The following is a 15,846-nucleotide window of genomic DNA, read 5'->3' on the forward strand; positions in this document are numbered from 1 at the left end:
AGGGGACGATGAAGAAGGCGATCATCGCATTGCTGGCCGTGGTCGCCTTTCTGGGCGGTGCGGTCGGGGGCGAAATGCTGGGCAAGGGCCGGGCCGGGGCATCGGTCGATCACGACGAGGGCACCGCGCCTGCCACGGGCGAAGAAGAGGGCAACCTTCCCGCGCCGGGCGAAGCCACCTCGACCAGCGATCCTCCGCCGGGAGAGGACTGGTTCCGGTTTCCGAACCAGTTTTTCATCCCGATCATGCGCAACGGCACGACTGGCGCCGTCATGGTCCTGTCGCTGACGCTGGAAATGTCCTCGGTCTCGGCGCAGAAGATCGCCGAAAGGGAGCACCGGTTGCGCGATGCACTGCTGAACGCCCTGATGATCGAGGCGAATACGGGCGGCTTCGACGGCAACTTCACCTCGGAAGCCAGTCTTGGACGGTTGCGCAAATCACTGCTGGCGGCGGCGCGAAAAGCCGGCGGACCCGAGATTGCCAGCGTCCTGATCGAGGATATCGCGCGGCAGGAACAGTAGGGACTCTGGCCAAGCCCCATCCCCTCGGGTTAGTTCGGGGCGACCCCAAGAAGGAGCCGCCGGGTGCAGCCGCAGATCACCATCGTCCTGGCCAGCTTCAACGGCGCGCGCTTCCTGCCCGCGCAGCTTGACAGCATCCTTTCCCAGACGCTGACGAACTGGCGGCTGATCGTCTCGGACGATGGCTCGCAGGACGGGACGCAGGCTGTCATCGCCGACTACGCCGGCCGCGCAGATGGCCGGATCACGTTGATCGAGGGGCCGGGCCGTGGCGCGACGGCGAATTTCCTGCACCTGATCCGCAAGGCCGATCCAGCCGGCTGGATCGCCTTTTGCGACCAGGACGATGTCTGGAAACGGGACAAACTGGCGCGCGCGGCCGAGTTCCTGACCGGTCAGGACGGTCCTGCCGTCTATGCCGCCCGCACGACCGTCTGTGACGAGCAGTTGCAGGAATTGGCGCCTGCACCGCATTTTCCCGGCCCCTTCGGGTTTCCAAATGCGCTGATCCAGGCCTGCCTGCCCGGAAACACCACCGTGGCCAACGCCGCCGCGCTGACCATCCTGCAGCACGGTGCGGCTGCCGCAGATGCGGCCGGGATCATTTCGCATGACTGGTGGAATTACCTGCTGTTGTCGGGCGCGGGAGCGCGGATCCATCGCGACGCGGCGCAGGTGCTGTTGTATCGCCAGCATCCGCGCAATGTGATGGGCCGCAACGACACCGCGCGAGCCCGCGCGGCACGGGCCTCAATGCTGTTCGATGGCAGTTTCGCAAACTGGCTGCGCCGCAACCATTCCGCTCTGCTGCCGGCGAAAGACCTGCTCACGCCGGAAAACCGTCAGCTTCTGGATCGTTTCGGCGCGTTTCTGGACGCGCCGGGATATCGCGCGCTGGCGCAGATGCGCAGCATGGGGCTGTACCGCCAGACCCGCGCCGGAACGGCGGCGGTCATGGCGGCTGCGCTGGCGGGGCGGCTGCGCGCCCGGCCAGATCAGCGGTCCTGAGATCGTTCAGGCCAACAGCCGGGCCAGATATCTGCCGTAATCGTTCTTGGCGAAAAGCCGCGCCCGTTCGCGCAACTGGTCGGCATCGATCCAGCCCTGGTTGAAGGCGATTTCCTCGGGACAGCCCGTCTGCAGTCCTTGCCGCTGTTCAAGCGTGCGCACGAAGTTCCCGGCATCCAGCAGGCTGGCATGGGTGCCTGTGTCAAGCCAGGCGAAACCGCGCCCCATCCGCTCGACCGTCAGGCTGCCATCATGCAGATAGGTTTCAAGCAGGGTGGTGATTTCAAGCTCGCCGCGATCGGACGGCTTGACGCTGCGGGCCCGGTCGGGCGCGCTCCCGTCAAGGAAATAGAGCCCGGTCACCGCGTAGTCCGAGGGCGGCACCTGCGGCTTTTCGATGATCTGGCTGACCGCACCTGTATCGTCGAACGCGACCACGCCATAGCGTTCGGGATCGGCCACCCGATAGCCGAAGACCGTCCCGCCCTCGCCCCGCCGGTCGGCGGCATCCAGCAGGATCGGCAGGCCGTGGCCGAAAAAGATGTTGTCGCCCAGAACCATGGCCGAAGGTGCACCCGCCAGGAAATCCTCGGCCAGGATATAGGCCTGCGCCAGCCCGTCGGGCGAAGGCTGGACGATATAGGTGAATTGCAGCCCCCACTGACTGCCGTCGCCCAGCAGGCGCTGGAACTGCGTCTGATCCTCGGGCGTGGTGATGATCGCGATCTCGCGGATGCCCGAGAACATCAGGACCGAGATCGGGTAATAGATCATCGGCTTGTCATAGATCGGCAAAAGCTGCTTCGACACGCCCATGGTGATCGGGTAAAGCCGCGTGCCCGAGCCGCCGGCAAGAATGATCCCCTTGCGCCCGCTGTGAGTTTTGGCCGTCTCGGTCATTGCTGAAGCTCCGTCACTACATTTGCCAGTCCGGCGCGCCAATCCGGGCGCGGGATCGCGAAGTCGCGGGTGATCGCGCCGCAATCCAGCCGCGAATTGCCGGGACGCCGCGCGGGCGTGGGATAGTCGCTGCCCGGAATGTCGATGATGCGGCAGCCAAGCCCCGCCTGCGCCATGATCGCCCGCGCGAAATCCGCCCAGGTCGTGTCGGGCGCGCCCGCGAAATGATAAAGACCGCCCTTGCCCTGCCCGCCCTGCATGGCGGACACCATCCGCAGGCAGGCGGCGGCAATGTCGCCCGCGGGCGTCGGCCCGCCATGCTGGTCGGCGACAACCCGCAGCTCGGGCCGCTCGGCCCCCAGGCGCATCATGGTCTTCACGAAATTGCCGCCATGCGCCGAAAATACCCAGGAGGTGCGCAGCACCGCCCAATGACCGCCAGCGGCGGCGATGCCGCGCTCTCCGGCCAGCTTGGTCGCGCCATAGACGCCAAGGGGGCCGGTGGCGTCATCCTCGCGCCAGGGGCGGTCGCCGCTGCCGTCAAAGACATAATCAGTCGAGATATGCAGGAAGGGCACGCCCAGTTCCGCCGCCGCCCGCGCCATCGCCGCGGGGGCAATGGCGTTCACGGCCTCGGCTAGCGCGGGTTCCGATTCGGCACGGTCGACCGCGGTATAGGCAGCCGCGTTGATGATCGCGCGGGGACGCGCGGCGCGGACCGCCGCCGCGCAGGCATCCGCGTCAGCCAGATCGGCCTCGTCCCGGCCCAGAAAGCGCGCGTCGGGGGCAAGACGCGCCAGTTCGGTCGCGACCTGCCCAGTGCGGCCAAGGACCAGAAGCCCGGTCATGCCTTGCCAAGCCTTTCGCCCACGCCATCGCGGTCCAGCAGCGGGCGCCACCAGCTTTCGTTTTCAAGATACCACTCAACGGTCTTCGCCAGCCCCTCTTCGACCGTGACCGACGGGCGCCAGCCCAGTTCGGTGCGGATGCGGGTCGGGTCGATGGCATAGCGCCGGTCATGGCCGGGCCGGTCGGTGACAAAGGTGATCAGCCGGTCATGCGGCGCGTTCTGCGGGCGCAGGCGATCCATATGGGCGCAGATGGTGCGGACCAGGTCGATGTTCTTCGCCTCGTTCTCGCCGCCGATATTGTAGCTGCGGCCAAGCTCGCCCTTTTCGACGACCAGAAGCAGGGCGTCGGCATGATCCTCGACATAAAGCCAGTCGCGGACATTGCCGCCATCGCCATAGACCGGGATCGGGCGGCCATGCAGCGCGTTCAGGATGACCACCGGGACCAGCTTTTCCGGGAAGTGGAAGGGGCCGTAATTGTTCGAGCAATTGGTCAGGACGACCGGCAGGCCATAGGTCTCGTGCCAGGCGCGGACCAGATGGTCGGACGCGGCCTTGCTGGCGGAATAGGGGCTGCGCGGGTCATAGGGCGTGTCTTCCGTGAACTGGCCGGTTTCACCCAGGCTGCCGAAGACCTCATCCGTCGAGATATGGTGAAAGCGGAACCCTTCGGGCTTGCCCTGCCCCACCCAGAAGGCGCGCGCGGCCTCAAGCAGGTTGTAGGTGCCGGAAATGTTCGTCTCGATGAAGTCGCCCGGGCCGTCGATCGACCGGTCGACATGGCTTTCCGCCGCCAGATGCATGATCGCGTCGGGCTTGTGCGCCGCAAGCACCCGGTCCAGCGCCGCGCGGTCGCGCAGGTCGGCCTGTTCGAACGCGTAAAGCGGGCTGTTCGAGACCGGCGCGACGTTTTCCAGATTCGCCGCATAGGTCATCGCGTCCAGGTTGACGACCTCGTGCCCGCGCCGCACGGCCAGCCGCACCACCGCAGAGCCGATGAAGCCTGCGCCCCCTGTCACCAGAATTTTCATAGTCTCGCCTCGTATTCAAAGGGGCCTTCATAGGTGAAGGGGCTGTCGAAATCGGCAAAGCGGGTCGCGGCGGCGTCCTTGGCCGACAGCAGCGGCGCGCCCGTCAGTGCCCAATCGATGCCGACACTGTCCCATGCGACGGCCCCGTCGCATTCGGGGGCATAATGGTCGGTGCATTTATAGCAGATCTCGGTATCCGGCTCGCGCGTGACGAAGCCGTGCAGGAAGCCCGCAGGAATCCAAAGCTGGCGGCCGTTTTCAAAGGACAGTTCCTCGCCCAGCCACTGCCCATAGGTGGGGCTGCCCTTGCGCATGTCGACCGCGACGTCGAACAGGCTGCCGCGCCCGCAACGCACCAGCTTGCCCTGCGCATGGGGCGGCGCCTGGAAATGCAGCCCGCGCAGCGTGCCGGTGGCAGCAGACAGCGAGTGGTTGTCCTGCACGAATTCCGGCAGGTCGAGCCCAGCCCCGGCCAGCGTCTTGCGGTTCCAGCTTTCCGAGAAAAAGCCCCGCGCATCTCCATGCCGCCGCGGCACGAGGATCAGGACGCCGGGAAGCGCGGTCTGTTCGATCTGCATATGGTCTTGCCTGCGAAACTTGGTGCCTGAACCGTATCGCCCATGTTTTCCCTTCGCACAAGCACCCTCCCCCCGGCGCGACGATCCCCGCCGACAAGATAAAATGCGCGATAACAACCTGCTGGCGAAGGCGGCGCGCGAAAGCCTTCGTTAAGCCGCCCGACCTAGCGTCTGCGCCAACAGATTGCTGCCGAGGCGCCCCCACATGCCGAGCTTTCGTCAAATCGCGCTCATCCTTGGCCCGGCCCCCGGCTTTGTCAGGAACCTGTCGGACCTTCAGGCCATCGACCTGCCCTCGGCCCATGTGCTGGTGGGGGTGACGCATATGGGCGGCGGGATCTCGGCCTATCGGATCACGGCGGCGGACCGCCCGATCACGCTGATCGACACGCGTGCCTTCGGGATTGCGCAGGGATATCTTGACCGCCCGGGGGCCAGCCTTGTGCAGCTTGCAAGCGGTCCGGCAATCTTTGCCCCGGCCTTGCCAACGCGGCGGCGAACGGCATCGGGCTGGGCACGGACGGCGCATTGCGCGGTGGGATCTCGCTTGCCGGGGCTGGCGGGCTTGCCTCGGACCTCACGCAGCTTGGTGCCTTTTCGACCTCGGCTGGACAGTTCCTGGTCTCGGGACGCAATTCCACGACGGCGGTGGATGTCTGGAAGGTGCAGCCGAACGGAAGCATCCTGCATCTGGACGCCGCGGATGCGCTTGCGATCCCCGGCGTCGACCGCGCCGAGTTGAGCGACCTGAAAGTGGTCGGCGTCGGAGACCGGCAGATCCTGCTGACTGCCTCGGGCGCGGGCAATTTCGTTTCGACCCGGTTGATCGAGACGAATGGCACCCTGGGACGCGCGAATATAGTCTGGTCGAACCAGGGGACCGGCATGAATGCGCCGCAGCACCTGGACAGCGTGACCGTGGCTGGCGTGACCTATGTCGTCGTGGGGGCCAGCCAAAGTTCTTCGCTCAGCCTGTTCCGCCTGACCCAGGACGGCGCGCTGATCCCGGCCGACCATATCATCGACGAACTTTCGACACGGTTCAGCCGGGTCAGCGCGCTTGAAACCCTGATGGTGGACGGCCGCGCCTACGTCTTTGCCGGCGGAGAAGACGACGGGATCTCGGTCTTCACGGTGATGCCGGACGGACAGCTGCTGCATCTGGCGACGCTGGCCGATACCAATGATCGCAGCCTGGCTGATGTCTCGGCCATCGCGGCGATGGAGATCGGGGGAAGCATCGCGCTGTTCGTCTCGTCCCGGACCGAGACGGGGATTACCCAGCTCCTGTTCGAACCGGGCCAGATCGGCCAGACAGCCACGGTGGGCGCTGGCCGCCAGAACGGCACCGGGCGCGGCGACCTGCTGCGCGCCTCGGCCGGGACGACACAGATCGTGGGCGGTGCGGGCGACGACATCCTGATTGCGGGGCCGTCGCCCGTCACGTTGACCGGGGGACCGGGCGCGGACATCTTCGTCGCCGCGCCGGTTACGGGAAAGATCCTCATCTCGGACTTCACGCCCGGCACCGACCGGCTGGACCTGTCGGGGCTGGGCATGATCCGCAGCACCTTGCAACTGAGCTTCAGGGTGCTGACCGATGGCATCATGATCACCTTCGGCCAGACACAGATCCAGATCCGCACCGCCGACAAGACCCCGCTGGCAGCCAATTACTTCAACAACGCCCTGTTTCCGGTCGCCCATTACGATCTGGCCGGGATGCGGACCAGCATGCTGGGAACATCGGGCAACGACACCCTGAACGCCGGCGCCTTTGGTTCCACCGGCCACGGGCTGGCCGGGCGCGACCTGCTGAACGGCAATGCCGGCCCCGACCTTCTAAGCGGGGGCGCCGGCGACGACACCATCAACGGCGCCGGGGGCGACGACACCTTGCTCGGCGATTACGGCAACGACCTGCTTATGGGCGGCGCGGGAAACGACCGCATCTCGGGCGGGCTGGATCAGGACACCATCTTCGGCGGCGCGGGCAACGACACGATCATGGGCGAGGTCGGGAATGACATGCTTTACGGCGAATTGGGCAATGACCTGATCACGGACCCTCTGGGCGACAACGCGGTACGGGGCGGCGAAGGCAACGACACCATCACCACCGGAACGGGCCGCGATCGCATCTGGGGCGAGAACGGCAATGACAGCATCAACTCGGGTGCGGGAAACGACCAGATCTGGGGCGGAGACGGTCATGACTGGATTACCGGAGGGACGGGCAACGATACGATCTTCGGTGGCACCGGAAACGACACACTGCTGGGCGCCGACGGAAATGACATCATCGACGGTGGTCCGGGAAACAACAATATCAACGGACAGAATGGGAATGACCGGCTGCTGGGCGGCACCGGAAACGACACCATCATCGGTGGGGCAGGAAACGACACGATCCTTGGCGGCGGCGGGCAGGACACCCTGAACGGTCAGGACGGGAACGATCTGATCCGTGGCGGCGCGGGCAATGACCTGATCCAGGGGCTGACCGGAAACGACATACTTTACGGCGAGGCCGGAAACGACCTCCTGATCGGCGGCGAAGGCAACGACCTGATTCACGGTGACGGCGATTCCGACCGGCTGGATGGCGGCGCGGGAAACGATTCACTTTTCGGCGATGCCGGAAATGACCAGCTTGTGGATCTTTTCGGCCACAATTTCCTGTCCGGGGGCACCGGAAACGATGTATTGCGCGCCGGACCCGGAAACGACCGTCTGCAAGGCGGTCCGGGCAGCGACCATCTGACCGGAGGCGCGGGTGCCGATCTGTTCGTGTTCCGCGATCCCCATGACTATGACCGCAGCCGGGACGTGATCACCGATTTCGCCCACGGTCCGGATCACCTCGACATGGCCGGGCTGGGCCTGCGCTTCATCGGAGAGGCCGAGTTCAGCGCGGCGCGGCAGGTCCGCGCCTATCACAGCGGCTCTGCCATGATCGTCGAGGCCGATCTGAACGGCGACGGACATGCCGACCTGACGCTGCAGCTGAACAGCCTTGCCGCGCTGACGCGGGGCGACTTCCTGCTTTAGCGTTCCAGCATGTCGCGGTGATTGCGTTCAAGCAGCAGCAGCCCGAACAGCAACAGGACGATCGAGATGCCGAAGACATAGAAAGGAGAGACAAATTCGGCGTCGTAAACCGGGTATACGCCCCTTCGCAACTGCGCGATGCAATGCAGGATGGGGTTGAACCACAGGATATGCTGCGCCTCGTAAGGCATCTTGTCGTAAAGGAAAAACACCCCGGATGCGAGGAAAAGCGGGCGCGTGATGATTTGCCAGACCCGTTCCCAGACCGGGAAGGTGGTCAGAAGATAGCAGTTCAGCGTCCCGACTCCTACCGAGATCGCGACGATCATCAACATGCCTTCGAAGAACTCGGCCAGGTTCACCACGATGGGCATCCGATACAGGACAAAGATCCCCCCGATCACGATGGTGATGACCGTCATATGGGTCAGCGTGTTCAGGATGATCCGCGCCAGGATCGCATCAATGAAGGTGACGCTGGGATAGGCAAGGAAGGGACGCGAATAGCGGATGGACGAGGCGACCTTGTTGGTCAGGTCCGAGAACATCGCAAAGGGCAGGAAGCCCGTTGCATAGAACAGGGGAAAGTTTGACCCCAATCCGGGCTTCGCAAGGAACATGCTGAAGATCACCGACAGCAACACGATCCCCAGCACGGGGTCCAGAATCGCCCAGGCATAACCGCCCGCGGACCGGCCATAGGTCGTCGTCATCTCGCGCAGGATCAGCGCGGTCAGGATTCGGGGCATGCGGAAACGCGGTCCGCGACGCACGGGCCGCAGCGGGCTGCGTTGATCTGGGCTTATCTCGGACATTTTAATTGCAAAGACTGGTCTAGACGTATGGCAATATGTATCAACTGCCAGAAAAAGGTAAACCAGCGAAAGCATCCTCTGCCGTGAGCAAGCCCAACAACCCGTCCGATCCCGGTGGCCAAATCGCAAGTGCGGGCAACCTGGCATCGGCAGCGGACAGCCGCACGCAGACAGGTGCCGCACCCGGCGGTGCCGTCAATCGGCCCTTCCAGTCAGCTCCGCGCATCCAGGCGGTCAGTGAAGTTGCACCCGGGCCGACCTCGGCCGGACAGGTGCAACCGATTCCCGTTCGCCCCATGCCGGCCCCGCAGGCCCGGACCCAGGTCCAGGCGCAGCCGGCAGGCGGAGCGGTCAGTCTTCGCCCCAACAGCGCACCGCTGGCCCGACCTTCCGGTCCCTCGCAATCCACCGTTCGCGCCCCTGCAGGCCATGCCCGTCCCCGGCGTCGGCACTGGCTGATCCTGCTGTCATTCCTGCTTCTGGTCGTGCTTCCGGCCGCTTTCTGGGGCTGGTACCTGTGGACCCGTGCGGTCGACCAGTATGTCTCGACCGTCGGCTTCTCCGTCCGCAAGGAGGAAGGCACTCCGTCAATCGAGCTTTTCGGCGGTTTCTCTCCGCTGGGCGGCGGCGGCGGGGCCTCGGACACGGATGTCCTTTACGAATATATCCGCAGTCAGGACATGGTCGAAAAGATCGACGCAAAACTGGACCTGCGTTCGCGCTTTTCGCGCGACTGGCCCAGCGACTTCGTCTTTGCCTTCGACCCCAAGGGCCATGTCGAGGATCTGACGGATTACTGGGAGCGTCAGGTCAAGGTGCTCTACGATACGTCGAGCGACCTGATCACGCTGAAGGTCAACGCCTTCACCGCCGAAGACGCACAAGTGATCGCAGCGGCGGTGTTCCAGGAAAGCTCGGACAAGATCAATGACCTGTCCTCGATCGCGCGGGCAGACGCGACCAAGCTTGCGAAAAGTGAACTCGACAAGGCGCGGGCCGAACTGACCACGACGCGGCAGGCAATGACCGATTTCCGCATGCGCTCGCAGATCGTGGATCCAGAGGCGGATCTGACCAGCCAGATGGGCGTATTGCAGGGGCTGCAGGAGCAGTTGGCCGAGGCTTTGGTCGCACTTGACCTGGCGACTGAAAACGCACGTCCGACCGATCATCGTGTGACACAGGGCAAGCAAAAGGTAGACGCGCTGCGCCGTCTGATCGATGCCGAAAGAAGCAAGTTCGGCAACGCGGCAGCCGGGTCGGATGGCGAAAGCTATTCGCAGCTGGTCGCCCAATATGAAAAGCTGTCGGTCGATCGCGAATATGCGGAAGGTGCCTTCCACGCGGCTCGCGTCGCCTATGAGACCGCACTGGTCGAGGCGCGCCGTCAGTCCCGCTATCTTGCAGCGCATATCCAGCCCAAGATCGCGCAAAGTTCGATCGTGCCGAACCGCACCTGGCTGTTCTGCGTCGGCCTGGGCCTGCTTCTGGCAGGCTGGTCGATCCTTGCCCTGATCTATTACAGCATCCGCGACCGCGCCTGAGCATGATCCGGCTGGAAAATCTGACCAAGCTTTACCGGCTGAAAGGCCGCAAGACCTTGGTTGCGAACAATATCAACGCCTTGTTCCCGACTGGGGCCTCGGTCGCACTGCTTGGCCGGAACGGTGCGGGGAAATCGACGCTGCTGCGAATGATCGCGGGCACGGTCTCGCCCACCTCGGGCCGGGTCTATTCCGATGGCACGATTTCCTGGCCCGTGGGCTTCGCCGGCAGCTTTCACAACGAGCTGACAGGCGCGCAGAACGTGCGCTTCGTCGCCCGGATCTATGGTGTCGATACCGACGAGCTGGTCGATTACGTGGCGGAATTCGCGGAACTGGGGCAGCATTACCACCAGCCTTTCGCAAGCTATTCCTCGGGGATGCGCTCGCGCTTGGCAATGGGCACCAGCATGGGGATCTATTTCGACACCTATCTGGTGGACGAGGTGACCAGCGTCGGCGATGCCGATTTCCGGTCGAAGTCGCAGCGTGTCTTCAACGAGCGGATGAAGAAGTCCGGCGCCATCGTCGTCAGCCACTCGATGCCCATGATCCGCGAGATGTGCACCATGGGCGCAGTACTGGATCGCGGGCGGCTGCGGGTCTTTCGCGATCTGGACGAAGCCATCGCCCTGCACGAATCGATCCTGCGCGTGCCGCCCGACGTCGTCGGCGACTGATCAGCTGCCAAGCAGCAGCGCGCCGATTTCCTGGGCGCGCGACGCAACCAAGACGGCATCGCCCACGGATTCGACGTTCAGCCGCACGACAGGCTCGGTATTCGACGAGCGCAGATTGAACCGCCAATCGGCAAATTCCAGGCTGATGCCGTCTGTCTCATCCTTGCGAATCGCCAGCGGCTCGAACTTCGCGACCACGCGGGCGATGGCAGTTGCGGGATCTTCCAGCCGGAAGTTGATCTCCCCCGATGAGGGGAAGGCCGCGATCCTAGCTGCAAGCAGGTCGGCCAGCGAGACGTTCTGAGCGGACAGAAGCCCGGCCACCAGAAGCCAGGGCACCATGCCGCTATCGGCAAAGTGGAAGTCGCGAAAATAGTGATGCGCCGACATCTCGCCGCCATAGATCGCGTCATTCTGGCGCATGGTGCGCTTGACGAAGGCATGGCCGGTCCGGGCCTGCACGGCAATCCCGCCAGCGCGCGCGATCATGTCGCGGGTGTTCAGGACGACGCGCGGGTCATGGACGATCCGCTCGCCAGGATGCTTTTCCAGAAAGGCCGTGGCCAGCAGCCCGACGATATACTCCCCCGGAATGAATTTTCCCGTGCCGTCGAAAAAGAAGCAGCGGTCGAAATCCCCGTCCCAGGCAACACCCAGATCCGCGCCATGCGCCCGGACCGCATCCGCGGTCATCGGCTGGTTTTCCGGCAGCAGGGGGTTCGGAATGCCGTTCGGGAAGCCCGCGTCCGGTTCATGGTTGATCCTGACAAAGCGCAGTGGCGCACCCCGACGCGCAAGCTCGTCCGCGATCGCGTCGAATGCGGGACCGGCCGCGCCATTCCCGGCATTGACCAGCACCGTCATCGGGCGCAGCGCCGTCGCATCGACGAAATCCACCACAGCTGCGGCATAGATGGCCCGCGCCTCTGGAAAGTCGCTGGTGCTGCCCCTGACCCCGATCGGCGCAAACTCACCCGATCGAGCCAGTGCCGCCAGATCCGCGAACTCGGTATCGGGGTCCAGCGGGGCCGCCCCCGGGCCGACCAGTTTCATCCCGTTATAGTCGATGGGATTGTGCGAGGCGGTGACCTCGATCCCGCCATCCGCGCCGAAATGGGCGGTGGCGAAATACATCTCTTCGGTTCCCGCAAGGCCCAGGTCGCGGACATCGGCGCCGCCGTCGTTCAGCCCGCGGATCAGCGCCGCGGCCAGCACAGGCGAGCTTTCGCGGCCGTCTCGGCCCACGATCACCTTGCGCGCGCGCCGCATCTGGGCAAAGGCGCGCCCGATGCGATAGGCGACATCCTCGTCCAGTTCGCTGCCCAGCCTGCCGCGGACGTCGTAGGCCTTGAAGCAGTCGATCCGCCGGGGCGGCAGGGTCTGGGTCGCAGCGGGCATCACGAGGCTCCTTTGATCTGCGATCATGGCTACACCAGCGCGGATGGCTTTGGAATGTCATCCCAAGGATGCAGGTGACGAAAGATGCGGTCCGGGTTAACAAGTCCCAAACCCGAAACGAGGACAGACATGGACAGCAAAGCCCTGATCACCGCCTATTACGCCGCCTTCAACGCGGGCCGTACCGACGAGATGCTGACCTATCTGCATGACGAGGTCGAACATCACGTCAACGAAGGCGGCATCCGGCGCGGCCGCGAGAAGTTCCGCGAGTTCAATGCCCACATGACGTCCAGCTATCGCGAGGAACTGACCGACATCGTCGTCTTCGCCAACGAGGCCGGGGACCGTGCTGCGGCGGAATTCGTCGTGAACGGCATCTATCTGGCCACGGATGAAGGGCTGCCCGAGGCGAAGGGCCAGAAATACGTCCTGCCCGCCGGGGCCTTCTTCACCATCCGCGACGGCAAGATCGCGCGCGTCACCACCTATTACAACCTGGCCGACTGGATGCGGCAGGTTTCCGCGTGATCCGGACCGAGATCCTGACGGGCGATGCGGTCGCGGCGGTGCTGGACGACCTGGCGCGGCTGCGGATCGAGGTCTTTCGCACCTGGCCCTATCTGTATGACGGCGACCTGGACTATGAACGCGACTATCTGAAAGTCTATCAGGCGCCGGGCGCGGTCGTCGTCGCGGCCTATGACGGGGCGCGGATGGTCGGGGCCTCGACCGGCGCGCCGATGGAACACCACGCCGAAGACTTTGCTGCGGCCTTTGCCGGACGCCCCGAGCGGCTGGACGAGATCTTCTATTGCGCGGAATCCGTCCTGCTGCCGGACTGGCGCGGACACGGCCTGGGCCACGTCTTTTTCGACGGGCGAGAGGCGCAGGCGCGCGCGCTTGGCCGCCGCTTCAGCGCGTTTTGCAGCGTGCAGCGCCCCCCGGATCATCCCCTGCGGCCGGCCGATTATCGACCGCTTGATGACTTCTGGCGCAAAAGGGGATATGAGCCCCTTTCCGGCGTCGTCGCGGAGTTCGACTGGAAGGACATCGACGCGCCGGTTTCGACCAAGAAACCGCTGCAATTCTGGATGAAAAGCCTGTGACACGCGAAATCAAGATCGCCGCCGCCGCCTATCATTTCGACTGGTTCGACGACTTTGACGCCTATCGTGCAAAACTGACCCGCTGGGTCGAAGCTGCCGCAGATTGCGACCTGCTGGTCTTTCCCGAATATGGCGCGATGGAGCTTGCCTCGCTTGGGGGCAAGGACGTCGCGTCCAACCTTGAGGCCTCGCTACACGAGGTCGCCCGCCACGAAGCCGCGCGCGACGCGCTGCATGTCGAGCTGGCGGCTGCGCATGGCATCCATATCCTTGCCGCCTCGGGCCCCTACTTCTCGGAAGGGCGTCCGCTGAACCGGGCCGTTCTGTTTGGTCCGGAAGGCCGGATCGGCCATCAGGACAAGCAGATCATGACGCGCTTCGAACGCGACGAATGGAAGGTTCAGGGCGCGCCCGGTCTGCGCGTCTTCGACACGCCGGTCGGCAAGCTGGGCATCCTGATCTGCTATGACAGCGAATTCCCCCTGCTTGCGCGCCAACTGGCCGAAGCCGGGGTCGAGGTCATCCTGACGCCTTCCTGCACCGACACGGTCGCGGGCTTCAACCGGGTGCGGATCGGCGCCATGGCACGCGCGCTGGAAAGCCAGTGCGTCGTCGTCCATTCACCGACCGTCGGCCTGTGTGACTGGAATCCCGCCATCGACGAGAATCGGGGCAAGGCCGCGATCTATGCGCCCTCGGACGGGGTATGGCCCGAAACCGGCATTCTGGCCGAGGGCGAGATGGACCGCGCCGGCTGGGTCAAGGCCCGCATCGATCTGGACAAGGTGCGCCAAAGCCGCGAGGACGGGCGCGTCCTGCCCTTTGCCCATTGGCCCGAGAGCCAGGCCAGCGCGATCATCTGATCGCCCCGGCTCAGGCCGGAGGCGGCTCGGCCTTCGGCTCGGCGGGCACGGCCGCATCGGGTGTCGCGCCCGGCGCGGCGCCCCCTTGTGGGGCAACGCCATCGACGGGCTGGGGCTGGGCCAGGCTGTTGTCGTTCCAGTCGCCCGCCGCGACCTGCCCGGTCGAATAGCGCATCACACCCTGCCCCTGGCGCTTTCCGTCCACAAAATGGCCGGTATAGACATCGCCATTGGCATAGGTGGCGACGCCCTCTCCGTCGATCTCGCCCTCCTTCCAGCCGCCTTCAAAGCGGAACCCGTCTGGCGTGATCAGGCGGCCCTTGCCCTGGCGCAGCCCGGCGACGAACGAGCCGTCATATGTGGTGCCGTCCTGATAGGTCGCCTGCCCCTCGCCATGCCGCTGCCCGTCGCGCCACGCACCGTTATAGACATAGCCGTCGGGATAGGTCATGCGGCCCTGGCCCTCGTTCCGGCCGCGCTTGAAGCCGCCCTCATAGACCAGGCCGTTCGCATATTTCGCCAGCCCCTGCCCCTCGATCACGCCGGCGACCCAGTCACCGTCATAGCTGGAGCCGTCGGGATAGGTGATCAGCCCACGGCCATCTGGCATGTCGGCCTTCAGTGCGCCTTCATAGACCGAGCCGTCGGGATAGGTGATCCGGCCCAGCCCCTCCATCCGGCCTTCGACCCAGTCCCCGGCATAGACATAGCCGTCCGCGCCCGTGAACGTGCCATTTCCCGCGCGCTTGTCACCGCGAAACTCGCCGTCATAGCGGTCACCATTGGCGTACAGTGCGACGCCGCGCCCCTCGCGCTTGCCATTAGCAAAACGCCCCTCAAAGGTGTCGCCCGAGGGCTGGACCAGCTTGCCCTGCCCGGCCATCTGACCCGCGACCCAGCCGCCTTCATAAACCAGCCCGTCGGGCATCTGCAGCCGCCCCTGCCCGGCGCGCAGGTTGGCCTTCATCTCGCCATCATAGGTGGCGCCGTCGGGATAAGTGATCTTGCCGCGGCCTTCCTTGACGCCCTGCTTCCAGTCGCCGTCGAAGCGATAGCCGTTCGGCTGGGTCAGCACGCCCTTGCCGTCATGCAGGGCATTGATGAACCCGCCCTGATAGACCGAGCCATTGGCATAGGTCGCGACGCCCTGCCCGGTAATCTGCCCGTCCAGCCAGTCTCCGTCATAGGTGCCGCCATCGGCATAGGTGATCTTGCCCTTGCCATTCGGCTTGCCCTTGGCAAAACTGCCCTCATAGACCGAGCCGTTCGGGAACTTGGCGCGACCCTGGCCCAGGATTTCGCCATCCAGCCAGTCGCCGGTGTATTCATAGCCGGACGGCAGGCGATACGTCCCGCGCCCATGCTGCTTGCCGTTGCGGAACGTCCCTTCATAGACGCCGCCATCGTCATACTGCTTCGTGATGACGGATTGTGCCCCGGCCATGCCGGTGCCCGTCAGGATGATCGCGCAAGCGAGAAGGGCTGCCTTCATCG

General features: G+C 64.8%; 15 protein-coding genes. 8 read left to right on the plus strand and 7 right to left on the minus strand.

Going from position 1 to position 15,846, the window contains the following annotated elements; translation table 11 throughout:
- Positions 1–8 precede the first annotated feature (8 nt).
- A complete protein-coding gene (locus RM190_RS00730; protein ID WP_311757471.1) occupies positions 9–524 on the plus strand; it encodes a hypothetical protein in 516 nt (171 codons plus the stop codon).
- Between the two features lie 63 nt (positions 525–587).
- Positions 588–1,532, plus strand: a complete 945-nt coding sequence (locus tag RM190_RS00735) for a glycosyltransferase (RefSeq protein ID WP_311757472.1) — start codon at positions 588–590, stop codon at positions 1,530–1,532.
- A gap of 6 nt (positions 1,533–1,538) precedes the next feature.
- On the opposite strand, the gene rfbA is transcribed toward RM190_RS00735, so the two are convergent.
- The 4 genes from rfbA to rfbC are packed head-to-tail and all read right to left on the minus strand — an operon-like array spanning position 1,539 to position 4,892.
- A complete protein-coding gene (gene rfbA / locus RM190_RS00740) occupies positions 1,539–2,432 on the minus strand; it encodes a glucose-1-phosphate thymidylyltransferase RfbA (protein WP_311757473.1) in 894 nt (297 codons plus the stop codon).
- Positions 2,429–3,280 (minus strand): dTDP-4-dehydrorhamnose reductase, encoded by an 852-nt coding sequence (gene rfbD / locus RM190_RS00745; protein WP_311757474.1) that lies wholly within the window; start codon positions 3,278–3,280, stop codon positions 2,429–2,431. Before rfbD ends, rfbA begins: the two co-directional genes overlap by 4 nt.
- Entirely contained in the window at positions 3,277–4,314 is a 1,038-nt protein-coding gene (rfbB, locus tag RM190_RS00750) for a dTDP-glucose 4,6-dehydratase (RefSeq protein ID WP_311757475.1), read from the minus strand. Before rfbB ends, rfbD begins: the two co-directional genes overlap by 4 nt.
- Positions 4,311–4,892, minus strand: coding sequence for a dTDP-4-dehydrorhamnose 3,5-epimerase (gene rfbC, locus RM190_RS00755; RefSeq protein ID WP_311757476.1), 582 nt, complete (start codon positions 4,890–4,892; stop codon positions 4,311–4,313). The genes rfbB and rfbC overlap by 4 nt, the downstream gene beginning before the upstream one ends.
- A 528-nt stretch (positions 4,893–5,420) precedes the next feature.
- Between rfbC and RM190_RS00760 the strand changes: the two genes are divergently transcribed.
- A complete protein-coding gene (locus RM190_RS00760; protein ID WP_311757477.1) occupies positions 5,421–7,943 on the plus strand; it encodes a calcium-binding protein in 2,523 nt (840 codons plus the stop codon).
- On the opposite strand, the gene RM190_RS00765 is transcribed toward RM190_RS00760, so the two are convergent.
- Positions 7,940–8,692 carry an ABC transporter permease gene (locus tag RM190_RS00765; RefSeq protein ID WP_311757478.1) on the minus strand — a complete coding sequence of 251 codons (753 nt, stop codon included), beginning with the start codon at positions 8,690–8,692 and terminating at the stop codon, positions 7,940–7,942. The two genes, RM190_RS00760 and RM190_RS00765, sit on opposite strands and share 4 nt — an antisense overlap.
- Before the next feature lie 149 nt (positions 8,693–8,841).
- On the opposite strand from RM190_RS00765, the gene RM190_RS00770 reads away from it, so the two are divergent.
- Positions 8,842–10,302 carry a capsule biosynthesis protein gene (locus RM190_RS00770; RefSeq protein ID WP_311757479.1) on the plus strand — a complete coding sequence of 487 codons (1,461 nt, stop codon included), beginning with the start codon at positions 8,842–8,844 and terminating at the stop codon, positions 10,300–10,302.
- 2 nt (positions 10,303–10,304) lie between these two features.
- On the plus strand, positions 10,305–10,982 hold the full coding sequence (locus RM190_RS00775) for an ABC transporter ATP-binding protein (protein ID WP_311757480.1): 678 nt from the start codon (positions 10,305–10,307) through the stop codon (positions 10,980–10,982).
- On the opposite strand, the gene RM190_RS00780 is transcribed toward RM190_RS00775, so the two are convergent.
- Positions 10,983–12,380, minus strand: a complete 1,398-nt coding sequence (locus RM190_RS00780) for a phosphomannomutase (RefSeq protein ID WP_311757481.1) — start codon at positions 12,378–12,380, stop codon at positions 10,983–10,985.
- 129 nt (positions 12,381–12,509) lie between these two features.
- Here RM190_RS00780 and RM190_RS00785 point away from each other — a divergent pair, with 129 nt between their 5' ends.
- The 3 genes from RM190_RS00785 to RM190_RS00795 are packed head-to-tail and all read left to right on the plus strand — an operon-like array spanning position 12,510 to position 14,352.
- Positions 12,510–12,911: a ketosteroid isomerase-related protein gene (locus tag RM190_RS00785; RefSeq protein WP_311757482.1), complete on the plus strand. Its 402-nt coding sequence runs from the start codon at positions 12,510–12,512 to the stop codon at positions 12,909–12,911.
- Positions 12,908–13,489 (plus strand): GNAT family N-acetyltransferase, encoded by a 582-nt coding sequence (locus RM190_RS00790; RefSeq protein WP_311757483.1) that lies wholly within the window; start codon positions 12,908–12,910, stop codon positions 13,487–13,489. Before RM190_RS00785 ends, RM190_RS00790 begins: the two co-directional genes overlap by 4 nt.
- Positions 13,490–13,497: 8 nt before the next feature.
- Positions 13,498–14,352 carry a carbon-nitrogen hydrolase family protein gene (locus RM190_RS00795; protein ID WP_311757806.1) on the plus strand — a complete coding sequence of 285 codons (855 nt, stop codon included), beginning with the start codon at positions 13,498–13,500 and terminating at the stop codon, positions 14,350–14,352.
- 10 nt (positions 14,353–14,362) lie between these two features.
- Here the strand turns inward: RM190_RS00795 and RM190_RS00800 are convergent, their stop codons facing one another.
- On the minus strand, positions 14,363–15,844 hold the full coding sequence (locus RM190_RS00800; RefSeq protein WP_311757484.1) for a 2-isopropylmalate synthase: 1,482 nt from the start codon (positions 15,842–15,844) through the stop codon (positions 14,363–14,365).
- Between the last annotated feature and the right edge of the window lie 2 nt (positions 15,845–15,846).

The sequence above is a fragment of the Paracoccus broussonetiae genome (assembly GCF_031854425.1).
GTDB classification, from domain to species: Bacteria; Pseudomonadota; Alphaproteobacteria; order Rhodobacterales; family Rhodobacteraceae; genus Paracoccus; species Paracoccus broussonetiae.

Coding starts and splice junctions, on each gene's coding strand:
- RM190_RS00765 (WP_311757478.1), bottom strand. CDS start 8,692: ATGCCCCGAATCCTGACCGCGCTGATCCTGCGCGAGATGACGACGACC.
- rfbB (WP_311757475.1), bottom strand. CDS start 4,314: ATGAAAATTCTGGTGACAGGGGGCGCAGGCTTCATCGGCTCTGCGGTG.
- RM190_RS00730 (WP_311757471.1), top strand. CDS start 9: ATGAAGAAGGCGATCATCGCATTGCTGGCCGTGGTCGCCTTTCTGGGC.
- RM190_RS00785 (WP_311757482.1), top strand. CDS start 12,510: ATGGACAGCAAAGCCCTGATCACCGCCTATTACGCCGCCTTCAACGCG.
- RM190_RS00800 (WP_311757484.1), bottom strand. CDS start 15,844: ATGAAGGCAGCCCTTCTCGCTTGCGCGATCATCCTGACGGGCACCGGC.
- rfbD (WP_311757474.1), bottom strand. CDS start 3,280: ATGACCGGGCTTCTGGTCCTTGGCCGCACTGGGCAGGTCGCGACCGAA.
- RM190_RS00780 (WP_311757481.1), bottom strand. CDS start 12,380: ATGCCCGCTGCGACCCAGACCCTGCCGCCCCGGCGGATCGACTGCTTC.
- RM190_RS00775 (WP_311757480.1), top strand. CDS start 10,305: ATGATCCGGCTGGAAAATCTGACCAAGCTTTACCGGCTGAAAGGCCGC.
- rfbA (WP_311757473.1), bottom strand. CDS start 2,432: ATGACCGAGACGGCCAAAACTCACAGCGGGCGCAAGGGGATCATTCTT.
- rfbC (WP_311757476.1), bottom strand. CDS start 4,892: ATGCAGATCGAACAGACCGCGCTTCCCGGCGTCCTGATCCTCGTGCCG.